At 67.1% G+C, this 12447-nt stretch carries 6 protein-coding genes; 1 reads left to right on the forward strand and 5 read right to left on the reverse strand.

Annotation, left to right across the window (positions count from 1 at the left end):
* Positions 1-85 precede the first annotated feature (85 nt).
* The 5 genes from V2L18_RS03485 to V2L18_RS03505 form a co-directional block, all read right to left on the reverse strand.
* The gene (locus V2L18_RS03485) at positions 86-2305 is read right to left on the reverse strand and encodes a 3-hydroxyacyl-CoA dehydrogenase NAD-binding domain-containing protein (RefSeq protein ID WP_336176427.1); all 2220 of its coding nucleotides are present in this window, start codon (positions 2303-2305) and stop codon (positions 86-88) included.
* Between the two features lie 20 nt (positions 2306-2325).
* Complete coding sequence (locus V2L18_RS03490) at positions 2326-3534, reverse strand: acetyl-CoA C-acetyltransferase (protein ID WP_336176428.1); 1209 nt, start codon at positions 3532-3534, stop codon at positions 2326-2328.
* 35 nt (positions 3535-3569) lie between these two features.
* Positions 3570-4727: an acyl-CoA dehydrogenase family protein gene (locus V2L18_RS03495; RefSeq protein ID WP_336176429.1), complete on the reverse strand. Its 1158-nt coding sequence runs from the start codon at positions 4725-4727 to the stop codon at positions 3570-3572.
* A gap of 434 nt (positions 4728-5161) precedes the next feature.
* Positions 5162-6958, reverse strand: a complete 1797-nt coding sequence (locus V2L18_RS03500; protein ID WP_336176430.1) for an acyl-CoA dehydrogenase C-terminal domain-containing protein — start codon at positions 6956-6958, stop codon at positions 5162-5164.
* Between the two features lie 135 nt (positions 6959-7093).
* Positions 7094-7552 carry a MerR family DNA-binding transcriptional regulator gene (locus V2L18_RS03505; protein ID WP_336176431.1) on the reverse strand — a complete coding sequence of 153 codons (459 nt, stop codon included), beginning with the start codon at positions 7550-7552 and terminating at the stop codon, positions 7094-7096.
* Positions 7553-7961: 409 nt separating this feature from the next.
* Here V2L18_RS03505 and V2L18_RS03510 point away from each other — a divergent pair, with 409 nt between their 5' ends.
* Positions 7962-12332, forward strand: a complete 4371-nt coding sequence (locus tag V2L18_RS03510) for a peptidoglycan-binding protein (protein ID WP_336176432.1) — start codon at positions 7962-7964, stop codon at positions 12330-12332.
* Positions 12333-12447: the final 115 nt, after the last annotated feature.

The following is a 12447-nucleotide window of genomic DNA, read 5'->3' on the forward strand; positions in this document are numbered from 1 at the left end:
GTCGGGCGCGGACCTCGCCCGCATATGCGAAACCGGCCGGAGCGTGAACCCCGGCCGGCCGCAGTCTCGGTCCTCGAAAAAGGCCTCAGGCGGCCTTCTTTTCTTCCTGGGCCTCGGGGGCGAAGCGGGCGTAGAACGTCTCGCCGTTCTTCGCCATTTCCCGCAAGAGCCTGTTCGGCTTGAAGCGCGGGCCCCATTTTTTCGTGAACTTCTTGCAAAGCTCCACGAAAGCCTCCGCCCCCATGCCGTCGATGTAGGAGAGCGTGCCGCCGGAATAGGGCGCGAAGCCGAAGCCGAGGATGGAGCCGACATCCGCCTCGCGCACGTCGGTGAGCACCTTTTCCTCAAAGCACCGCGCCGTCTCCAGCGCCTGGATGACCAGAAGCCGCTGCTTCAGCTCCGCCACGTCGAAGGCATCGGCCGATTTCGGCTTGCCGGCGACCTCGGGAATGCCGGGCCACAGATGCTTCTTGCCGCCTTCGGGGTAGTCGTAGAAGCCCTTGGCGTTCTTGCGGCCGAAGCGTTCCCGCTTGATCACCATCTCTTCCAGGATGTTGTCGAGCGGCCCGGCCACATACTTGTCGCCCATGTCCTTGCGGGTGGCGGCGACGATCTTCCAGGCGAGATCGAGCGCCACCTCGTCGGCGAGCGACAGCGGCCCGACCGGCATGCCGGCCATGCGGCCGACATTCTCGATCATCGCCGCCGGCACCCCGTCGCCCAGCATCATCAGGCCTTCGCGGATATAGGTCATCACCACGCGCGAGGTGTAGAAGCCTCTGGAGTCGTTCACCACGATCGGCGTCTTCTTGATGGCGCGGATGTAGTCGAGCGCCATGGCGAGGGCCTTGTCGCCCGTCTTCTTGCCCATGATCACTTCCACCAGCATCATCTTGTCGACGGGCGAGAAGAAGTGGATGCCGATGAAGTTCTTCGGCCGCTTGGAGGCCTCGGCAAGCGAGGTGATCGGCAGGGTGGAGGTGTTCGAGGCATAGATCGCACGCGACTTGATCACCGCCTCGGTCGCTTCCGTCACGCCCTTCTTGATGTCGCGATCCTCGAACACCGCCTCGATGATCAGGTCGCACGGCTCAAGATCGGCATAGTCGGCGGTCGGCGTGATGCGGGCGAGAAGCTTTTCCTTGTCTTCCGGCGTCGCCTTGCCGCGCTTCACCGCCTTCGACATCAGGTCGTCGGAATGGGCCTTGCCCTTTTCGGCCGCCGTCCTGTCGCGGTCGAGCAGGATCACGTCGATGCCCGCCTTGGCTGTGACGTAGGCGATGCCCGCGCCCATGAAGCCGGCGCCCAGAATGCCGACGGTCTTGATCTTGTTCGGGCGCTGGCCCTCGGGACGCCGCGCGCCCTTGTTCAGCTCCTGCATGGAGACGAACAGCGAGCGGATCATCGCCGCCGCCTCGGGCGTCTGCAGGACATGGGCGAAGTAGCGGCTTTCCACCGTCAGCGCCTGATCCATCGGCAGCTGCAGGCCCTCGTAGACAGATTGCAGGATGCCGCGCGCGCCGGGGTAGTTGTCGGCCGTCTCGCGCCGGTAGATGGCGTTGGCCGCCGGCCAGAACTGGAACCCTTGCGCCGAGTAGATCGGCCCCGACGGCAGCTTGAAGCCCTTCTTGTCCCACGGCTTCACCGGATCGACGCCCGCCTTCAGCCGCTTCTTCGCCGCCTCGATGAGCTTTTTCTTCGGCGCGACCTCGTCGACGAGCCCCATGGCGAGCGCCTTCTTGCCGTCGAGCGTGCGGCCCTGCAGCAGGAACTGCAATCCGGCTTGCGCATCCGCCATGCGCATCACGCGCTGCGTGCCGCCGGCTCCGGGAAAGAGCCCGACCTTCACCTCCGGCAGCGCGATCTTGACCGCATCGGCGTCCGACGCCACGCGGGCATGGCAGGTCAGCGCCAGCTCCGTCGCCCCGCCCATGCAGGTGCCGTTGATCGCCGCCACCCACGGCTTGCCGCAGGTCTCGATCGCCCGGTAGAGAAGCGACATGCGCCGCGACTTCTCGAAAAGCTCTCGTGCCGCCGCTTCCGGGTCCTTGCCGCGCGTGGCATGGAACTGGCGCAGCAGCCCCTCCAGCATGGTCAGGTCCGCCCCGCCGGAGAAGCTTCCCTCCTTGCCGGACGTGACGACGACGCCCTTGACCGCGTCGTCAGTGACGGTCGCCTTCAGGATCGCTTCGAGCTCGTCCATCACCTCCATGTCGAACACGTTCATCGACTTGCCCGGCATGTCCCAGGTGACCAGCGCGATGCCGTCGGCATCCGTTTCTAGCGTGAAGTTCTTGTAAGCCATTGGTTCTGCCTCCCTGGTCTCTAAACGCGCTCGATGATCGTGGCGGTGCCCATGCCGGCGCCGATGCACAGGGTGACGAGCGCCACATTGAGATCGCGCCGCTCCAGCTCGTCCAGCACCGTGCCGAGGATCATCGCGCCCGTGGCCCCCAGCGGGTGGCCCATGGCGATCGCGCCGCCGTTGACGTTGACGATATCCTCATCAAGATCCAGCGCCTGCCGGTAGCGCAGCACGACGGAGGCGAACGCCTCGTTGATCTCGAACAGGTCGATGTCCTTGACCGACATCTTCGCCCGCTTCAACAGCTTCTCCGTCACGTCCACCGGGCCCGTCAGCATCAGCGCCGGATCGGAGCCGATATTGGCAAACGCCCTGATGCGGGCACGCGGCTTCAGCCCCGCCGCCTTGCCGCCCTTGCGGTTGCCGATGAGCACGGCGGAGGCACCGTCCACGATGCCCGACGAATTGCCCGCGTGGTGGATATGGGTGACCGTCTCCACCTCCGGATGCGCCTGCACGGCGACCGCGTCGAACCCGCCCATCGAGCCCATCAGCTCAAACGATGCGTTGAGCGAGGCGAGCGACTGCATGTCGGTGTCGGGGCGCATGTGCTCGTCACGGTCCAGAAGGGTGATGCCGTTGATGTCCTTCACCGGCACGACGGAGTTCTTGAAGTAGCCCTTCTTCCAGGCGTGTGCTGCGCGCTTCTGACTTTCCACCGCATAGGCATCCACGTCGTCGCGCGAGAAGCCGTACTTGGAGGCGATGAGGTCGGCGGAAACGCCCTGCGGCATGAAGTAGGAGGGAAGCGCCACCTGCGGGTCCACCGCCCAGGCGCCGCCCGAGGCGCCGATGCCGATGCGGCTCATGCTCTCCACGCCGCCGGATACGACGAGATCGTGCTGGCCGGTCATCACCTGGCTCGCGCCCATGTTCACCGCATCGAGGCCGGAGGCGCAGAAGCGGTTGATCTGTATGCCGGGCACCGAATTGTCGTAGCCGGCCGCGAACACGGCGGCGCGGGCGATGTCGCCGCCGGCTTCGCCGATCGGATCGACGCAGCCGAGGATCACGTCATCGACGAGTTTCGTGTCGAGGCCGTTGCGGTCCTCGATCGCCTCAAGCGTCGATGCCGCCAGCCGCACGGCGGGCACCTCATGCAGCGCGCCGTCCTTCTTGCCGCGTCCGCGCGGGGTGCGGACATGATCGTAGATGTAAGCTTCGGGCATGGATCTCTCCCGTTTTTTGAGGTCGCGCACGGGCCCTAAAGGCTGCGGGCGATCAGCACCTTCATGATTTCGTTGGTGCCCGCGTAGATGCGCTGGATGCGCGCGTCCTGGTACATGCGGGCGATCGGGTATTCGGTCATGTAGCCGTAGCCGCCATGCAGCTGCAGGCACTCGTCGACGACCTTGCACTGCAGGTCGGTCGTCCAGTACTTGGCCATCGATGCCGTCGTCGGATCGAGTTCGCCCTTGATATGGCGGGCGATGCAGTGGTCGACGAAGACCCGGCCGATGGTCGCCTCGCTCTTCAGTTCGGCGAGCTTGAACTGGGTGTTCTGGAAATCGAGAATGCGCTTGCCGAAGGCCTTGCGCTCCTTGACGTAGTCGATGGTCACGCGCAGCGCGCGTTCCACCATCGCCATCGCCTGGATCGCGACGAGAAGGCGCTCCTGCGGCAGCTGTTCCATCAGCTGGTAGAAGCCGCGGCCTTCTTCCGGCCCGAGCAGCGCATCCGCCGGCACGCGCACCTCGTCGAAGAACAGTTCCGACGTGTCGTTGCCCTTCAGCCCGATCTTGTCGAGGTTGCGCCCGCGCCTGAAGCCGCTGACCTCGTCCGTCTCCACGACGAACAGCGAGGTGCCCTTGGCGCCCTGGGAGGGGTCGGTCTTGGCGACCACGATGATCAGGTTGGCGAGCTGGCCATTGGTGATGAAGGTCTTCTGGCCGTTCAGCACGTAGTGGTTGCCGTCCTTGACCGCCGTCGTGCGCACGCCCTGCAGGTCGGAACCGGCGGCGGGCTCCGTCATGGCGATTGCGCCGATGTAGTCGCCGGAGACGAGCTTCGGCAGCCAGCGCTTCTTCTGGTCCTCCGAGCCGTAATGGGCGATGTAGGGGGCGACGATGGTGGAGTGCAGCGGCACGCCGAAATGGTCGAGCCCGGTCTCGCCGAGCGCATGCGCGATCACCGCGTCATGGGCGAACGTTCCGCCGGCGCCGCCATAGGCCTCGTCGATTTCCGCGCACAGCAGGCCGGCATTACCGGTCTTCTTCCACGCTTCGCGCGTCACGCTGCCGGCTTCGACGAAGTCCTCGTAGTCCGGGGCGATCTCCTGTTCGAGAAACCGTCGCGTCGCCGCGTCGAGCAGGATCAGGTCTTCATCCATCCAGTCCGGACGCGGCACTTCAATGGCGCTCATTCGGCAATTTCCTCCCGATCAATATGTCTTGTCCGTTGCAAAAACCGGCCTCCCCGCCGGTTCCGTGATGCGTGTCGTGCGTTCGCACCTCACTTCTTTTCAGGCCGGGATGATACGCCCGGCAAGTGCCGCCCGCTCAGTTGTCATCCCCGCGCAGGCGGGGATCCAGCAACCACAGGATCACGCTGTGTGGCGCGCCATCCGCCTCACGGCGTGCTGGATTCCCGCCTTCGCGGGAATGACAACCGGGGGCGTGCCGTCTCCCGTGCCCCACCACTTGCACCCCCTCTCCCCCCTTGCGGGGGAGATGTCGGCGAAGCCGACAGAGGGGGGCAAGGCCGCTTGCTCCGAACCTGCCGCCACCCCCCTCTGTCACGCGAAGGGCGCGACATCTCCCCCACAAGGGGGGAGAGGGGAGCAAGCGGTCAAATCTCTCAGAACGCCTCCGCCGCCAGTTCCATCACCGTGTCGGCACCTGCCTGAATGCGGGCGAGCCGGGTGGTCGTTTCCGGCATCATCCGTTCCATGTAGAAGCGCGCCAGCACCAGCTTGGTCTTGTAGAACTCCTCCTTGCCCGCGGCGCCCTCCGCCAGCTTGCCCTCCGCCACCTGCGCGATCTTCGCCCACATGTATCCCATGGCGACGAGGCCGAAGAGGTGCATGTAGTCGGTCGAGCCGGCGCCCGCGTTGTCGGGCTTGGCCATGGCATTCTGCATGAACCACATGGTGGCCTTCTGCAGGTCCTCAAGTCCGGATTTCAAAGACGTGACCAGCGGCGCCAGCTTCTCGTCGCCGCCGGCCTCCTGAAGGAAGGTGCCGACCTCGTTGAAGAAGCCCATCACCGCGCGCCCGCCATTGGCCGGCAGCTTGCGGCCCACAAGGTCCAGCGCCTGGATGCCGTTCGCACCCTCGTAGATCATGGAAATGCGCGCATCGCGCACGAACTGCTCCATGCCCCATTCCGCGATATAGCCGTGCCCGCCGAACATCTGCTGGGCGACGACTGCGTTGTCGAAGCCCTTGTCGGTGAGCACGCCCTTCAGCACCGGCGTCATCAGCCCCATCATGTCGTCGCCGGCCTGGCGCGCCTTCTCGTCGTCGGAGCGGTGCGAGACGTCGCCGTTGAGCGAGGTCCACAGAACGAGCGCGCGCGCCGCCTCGTTGAAGGCGCGGATGGAGAGAAGCGCCCGGCGCACGTCCGGGTGCACGATGATCGGATCGGCCGCCTTGTCCGGCGCCTTGGGGCCCGACAGTGCGCGGCCCTGCAACCGGTCCTTCGCGTAGATCACGGCGTTCTGGTAGGCGACTTCCGACTGCGACAGGCCCTGCACGGCGACGCCGAGCCGCGCCTCGTTCATCATTGTGAACATGGCGCGCAGGCCCTTGTTCTCCTCGCCGACAAGCCATCCCGTCGCCCCGTCATAGTTCATGACGCAGGTCGAGTTGCCGTGGATGCCCATCTTCTCTTCCAGCGAGCCGCACATCACGCCGTTGCGGCTGCCGAGCGATCCGTCCTCGCCGATCATGAACTTCGGCACGACGAACAGCGAAATGCCCTTGGTACCGGCCGGCGCGCCCTCGATGCGGGCGAGAACGAGATGGATGATGTTCTCCGACAGGTCGTGCTCGCCGGCGGAAATGAAGATCTTGGTGCCGGAAATGGCGTAGGAGCCGTCGCCGTTCGGCACCGCCTTGGTGCGGATGAGGCCCAGATCCGTGCCGCAATGGGGCTCGGTCAGGTTCATCGTGCCGGTCCACGCGCCGGACATCATGTTCGGCAGGTAGTGCTGCTTCTGCGCGTCAGACCCATGCACCTGAAGCGCCGCGATCGCGCCCTGCGTCAGGCCCGGATACATGGAAAACGCCATGTTGGCCGAGCACAGAAACTCGTTCATGGAGACGGTGAGCGTGTGCGGCAGGTCCTGTCCGCCGTAGTCGGGATCGGCCGAAAGCCCGATCCAGCCGCCCTCGGCGAACTGGGTGAAGGCTTCCTTGAAACCCTTGGGCGTCGTCACCGAACCGTCGTCGGCGCGCGTGCAGCCCTCGCGGTCGCCCGACTGGTTGAGCGGCTGGACGACTTCTTCCGCCAGCTTGGCGCCCTCGTTGAGGATCGCCTCCACGAGATCGGGCGTGGCGTCGGCAAAGCCGGGCAGGTTGGAATAGCGGTCCATGCCGAACACGTCGTTCAGCAGGAAAAGGGTGTCTTCGACCGGAGCGCGATAGCTTGGCAAAACTCGTTCCTCCCGAGGCTGGCCCGCCGCGCGGCTTGTTGCCGGGGCGGCCCGTAACAGTTGCCTGCACGTAACATTACGTTTGCGTAAACGTCAACTCCCCATATGCCCGATCCGTTCCCCTCCCGGAAACGGTCACTTTTCCGAGGCTTCCTTCTGCTTCAGCATGCCGGACACGACCTCCACCGTGCGCGACAGCTCGTCGATCGCCTGCTCGATATGGCTCTTCTGCTGCTTCAAAACGTCGATCTGCTGGTTGAACTTGTCCAGCGCCACGCGCAGTTGCACCACCTGTCCGTCGCGCAGGTCGTAGAGATCGAGCATGTCGCAGATCTCGTTCAGCGAGAAGCCGACCTGCTTGCCCATCAGCACCAGCTTCAGCCGCGCCCTGTCGCGCCGGTTGTAGAGCCGGTTCTGGCCGTCGCGCCGGGGGTTGATCAGCCCCTTGTCCTCGTAGAAGCGCAGGGTGCGCAGCGTGACGCCGAACTCCTTGGCGAGTTCGCCGATGGTGAAGGTCGTCTTCTTGTTGCCGGTCTCGTCGGTGGAGGCCATCGCGGTGACGATGTCGCCTTCCATCGATAGTGCTTCGCTCATTGGCATTGTCTCTTCCTGCAAGGGCCGCGCGCGTGAAGGCTCCAAAGGAGGCGGACGCGCCGGCCGGCCGCTTGGCATCCGGTTTGACGCCCGTGATAGCTTACGTTCGCGTAAACGTCCAGCGCCGGACCGGCGACAAGCCGATCTGCCGCAGCGACAGCGGCGCCCGCCCCGTTCCCGGCGCCGCGCCGAAAGCCCCGTGCCGGGGTTGTGGCAGCGCCTATGGTTAACCGGATTTGACCGCAGTGTTCCGCCAAATGGGGATCATTAACCCGGCGTTTACCCTGAAAGGAGGAAATTGGCGATGAAAAGGCGCATCGGAATTTGCGCTCACACGTCGGTTTGCAGGCGCGCCAGGTCCTGACGCGTTCGAGATGCCTGACAGGATGACGGATAGCGGGGACTGCTCATGTCGTGGAGCATTCGTGAGCTGGACAACGATGCTCGGGAAAGAGCAGCCGAGGCGGCCGCACGTGCCGGCATGACGGTTGACGAGTGGCTCGCTTCTCTCATTCGCGCGGGCTCGGGGGAAACGGCGCGCGCGCCGAGCCTCGGCGAACGGGGCGAGCGTCTGCGCGCAAGCGCTGCTCCCACGCCCTCCATGTCCCGTGCACCTGCTCCGCGCGTAAGCGACAAGGACAACATCTCCGAAATCGCCAGTGCGCTCGATCGTCTTCTGGCCGAAAACGCGCCCAGGGATGGCCGCAAGGGCAGGGCAGGCACGCCCGGCGAGAGCGATCGCGCGTCGCGCCGCGAACCTCGCCCAGCCTCCTCTCGCGCCGAACAGCCCGCCCGCCCGGACCCCCGGACTGAGACCCGCACCCAGTCCCGCGCTCCGGCCCGCAACACCGGCACTTCGGGCGCCTCGCCGCAGGACCGTTCGCAACGCGTGGAGCGGGTTCTGGCCGCGCTCGGCAAGCTCGACGAGCGTGTTCGCTCGCTGTCCTCTGTCCGTGCCCCGGAACTTGGCGATGAGCCCGCACGAGCGGTCGACGCCTTCGAGACGGCACCGTCCGCCGCGCCCCGTGCGGATGATCTCCGCTCCGCAGACCGCCGCCAGGGCGGGCGGCGCCAATCCGACAGGTTCCAGTCTGACAGGTTTCAGTCTTACAGGTCTGAGCCCGACAGGCTCGACGCCGATCAGCGCGACCTGCCGCCGGACGGCATCGAGCGCCGCCGCACGGCACCGCGCTACGAGGAGCGCGCGCCCGTCCAGCGTTTCGAGCCGGCCCCTTACGAACCGGCCCCCTACCGCTCCGCATCCCGTCAGCCGGGCTCCCGCGAGGCCGGCTCGCAGGCCGCGGCGCCGTCCTGGCGCGAGCGCGAACAGCCGGCCGTGTTCGCCGACCGCCGCGCCGGGCAAAACGCCGATTTCGAACGTCATTTCCGCGATCTGGCGGAGCGCATCGATTCCCTGCGCGAGCCGCGCGACGGTGCCTTCGCCGACCTGCGCGCCGAGATCGCCGATCTGCGCGGCGCCATTGAGCGGCGCGAGCGCGATGGCCTTTCCGACCGCGACCTTGGCGACATTTCCCGCCTCGTCGCCTCGGTGGAGCGCATCGAGCGCGACGGCCTCGACCCGCAGCTGGCCGAGGACGTGCGCCACGAGATCGCCGACCTGCGCGATCTGGTGATCAGCCAGAACATCGACGGCGCGATGAAGACGCTGGAATCCGGCTACGCCCATATCGTCGAACGCCTCGACGACATGCGCCGCCAGATCCACGATCCCCATGCCCTTTCGGTGCTGGAACAGCGGCTCGATGATATCGAGCAGGGCCTTGCCGACATCCCGCGCGCCTCCAGCTTCGCCGCCTTCGACGACCGGCTCGACGACATGGCCGGCCGTCTGCACGATCTCGCCGCGCGCGGCGGACTTCAGGGGCTCGATCATCTGGAACGCGAGATGCGCGACCTGCGCGCGGCCATCGGCGAGATCGACATCGCCGATCTGGTGCGCACGGTCGACGGCCAGCTGCGCGATCTGGGCGAGCGCATCGAGGCGGTCGCGCAAGGCACGCAAGGGCTGTCCGGCGATCTCCATGAACGGCTTCTGGCGTTTGAGGACCGGCTGCCCGACCGCGACATTCTCGATGCCTTGAACCATCGCATGGAGCGCATCTCCTCCATGCTGGCGGAGGACCGCGCCTCTGCCGGCGGCACGTCTGAACGCATGGACGAACGCCTCGGCGAGATCCTCGGCCGGCTCGACCGCATCGAGCGCCAGGGCGGCGCTCCGGCCGATTTCGAGAGGCTTCTCTCGCAGCTCGAACGCCGCATCGAGGGGCTGACCAACAAGCTCGACACGCTCGATGGTCTGCCGCTCGACGCGGGCTCGCTGGAGGGCGCGATCGCCCGCCTTGATGCCGCGACCGACCGGCTCGGCGGCGAGCGGATCGCCGACATGCACACCCAGCTCGCCAATATCGTGCGTGCGCTGGGCGAGGGCGGCGGCAATGCCGGCAGCGAAATCGCCGCGCTGCGCCAGGATGTCAGCGCGCTGCGCAACGACCTGACCCACAACGAAACGCTGGTCTCGGCAATCGAGCCGCAGATCCAGCAGCTTGCCCGTTCGCTGGTCATCGATGCCGGCGGCGCGCCGGACGATGCCAAGCTGGAGCGCATCGAACAGCAGATCGCCGTCATCGCCGGTCAGCTCGACGCGACAGAGGACCGTCTGTCCGGCCTTGGCGATATCGAGGCCGTGCTCGAGCGCATCGACGCCTCCCTTGCCGGCCGCCCGCAGGAAAGCTCCAGCGGTGCCGGCGGAAGCAACGCGTCCGATGATGCCATCAACGCGCTGCGCGGCGATCTCGCCCGCCTGTTCGAGGCGGCGCAGGGCAACCGCCGCGAGACCGACGATTCCATCGAAAAGGTCCAGAAGGTCCTCAACGACATCGTCGCCCGCCTCGCCGCGCTTGAAAACGACAGCGAGGCCGAGGACGAGATCGGTTACGCCGAGGTCGCCGTTGGCGGTGGCGGCGGTCATCGCGTCGCCGTGCGCCGTCCGCCCCAGCCGCCGCGCGAGCGCTCGTTCTCCGGCGGCGCCGAAGACAGGTCGGATGAGACTGGCGCGCACGACGAGGCGCCGGTTGACGAGCCGGATTTCTCCACCGTCGAGGATCTTCCGCTCGAGCCGGGCAGCGGCAAGCCGGATCTGGCCGCGCTGCTGCGTGCCCAGGCGGCGGAGGTTCGCGGCCAGATGCCGGGCGGCGACCGCAAGGCCGATTTCATCGCCGCCGCCCGCCGCGCCGCCCAGGCCGCTGCGGCGGAAGTGGCGGCCGGGGAAGATGCCGCCGGCACCCAGACCAGGGATCGCGGCGCCTGGCTGCGCGACAAGCTCAAGCGCTCGCGCACCGAAGATCGGGTCGAGCCGGTTTCCGCCGAAGAGGCGGCCGAACGCGGCATGACGAAGAAGGAGCGGAAGGCGAAGCGGAAAGAGCAGCGCGCCGCCACGGCGGATGCCGCCTCCGGTTCCGCCTCCCGTCTGCGCCGCCCGCTGGTCTATGCGGCGGCTGCCGTGATCCTGACCATCGGCGCGCTCAAGGTCGCGACCGTTCTCGATGTCTTCCCGGGAGACAAGGCCCCCGTCACCGATGCCCGCGTGGCGGGCGGCAAGGCGACGTCCACTCCCGCCGAAGCGGGCAATGCGCCCGGTGGTGCCGTGTCTGGCAGCGATGCGCGCGCGGTGCCCGGCGGCGATGCGGCCGCCGTTCGCCCGGCGCCGTCGAGCACGCCCGACAAGGCCGTCACCTTCCAGCCGCCGGCCGCCGAACCCGGCACCTTCGCCGCGCCGGATGCCGTCCAGCCCTACGGCGAATTCGAGAATCCCCCCGCAACCGGGGCCGGCGGCGCCAATTCCGATGCGCCCGGCGCGAACTCAAGCCCGAACGCCGGTTCAACGGCCGCGCCCAAGGCGCCCTCCGCGTCCTTGCCGGAGGAGGCGGTCGGTCCGCTCGCCCTGCGCATGGCGGCGGCCAACGGCAATCCGCGCGCCGAATTCGAGATCGCGCTGCGCTATACCGAAGGCAAGGGCGTGCCGGCCGACCTCGCCAAGGCGGCCGAATGGTATCGCCGCGCCGCCGATGCCGGCCTTGCGCCCGCGCAGTACCGGATCGGCAGCTTCTACGAGAAGGGGCGCGGCGTTCGGAAGGATCTCGCAGAGGCGCGCAAGTGGTATCAGCGCGCCGCCGACCAGGGCAACGTCAAGGCCATGCACAATCTCGCCGTGCTGCTCGCCGACGGCGGGCTCGGCAAGCCCGACTTCGCAGGGGCTGCCCGCTGGTTTCAGAAGGCGGCCGAACACGGCGTGCGCGACAGCCAGTTCAACCTCGGCGTGCTCTATGCGCGCGGGCTCGGCGTGCCCAAGGACATGGCCGCCTCCTACAAGTGGTTCGCCATCGCCGCCAAGCTCGGCGACAGCGATGCTGCGGCAAAGCGCGACGAGATCGCCAATTCGCTGCCCGAAGGCCAGCTCGCCGAGGCGCGCAAGGCCGTCAACTCCTGGCAGCAGAAGACCATTGAGGACGGCGCCAATCGCGTGATCCCCGATGACGCGTGGAAGGCCAACCCCGACGACGCGGCCAGCAACGCTCAGGATACGGTCAAGCAGGCGCAGCTCCTGCTCGGCCGGCTCGGCTACGATCCGGGCCCCGCCGACGGCGTCGTCGGTCCCAAGACGGTGGACGCCATCCGCCTGTTCCAGGTTCAGGCAGGTCTGCCCGTCGACGGTGCCATCGATGCCAGGCTGATCCGGGCCCTCGCGGGACGCTCGATCTGAGCCCTCGCCGGGCGTTAAGGGCGGGGTCTGGCACCGCGCCGCAGGCGCCGATTGTCCGGGTGTGAACCGAAAGTGAACCAGCATCGTTCAAGGTTGATTGACAGCGCCCGATGGA

The sequence above is a fragment of the Breoghania sp. JC706 genome (assembly GCF_037026715.1).
Classification (GTDB): Bacteria; Pseudomonadota; Alphaproteobacteria; order Rhizobiales; family Stappiaceae; genus Breoghania.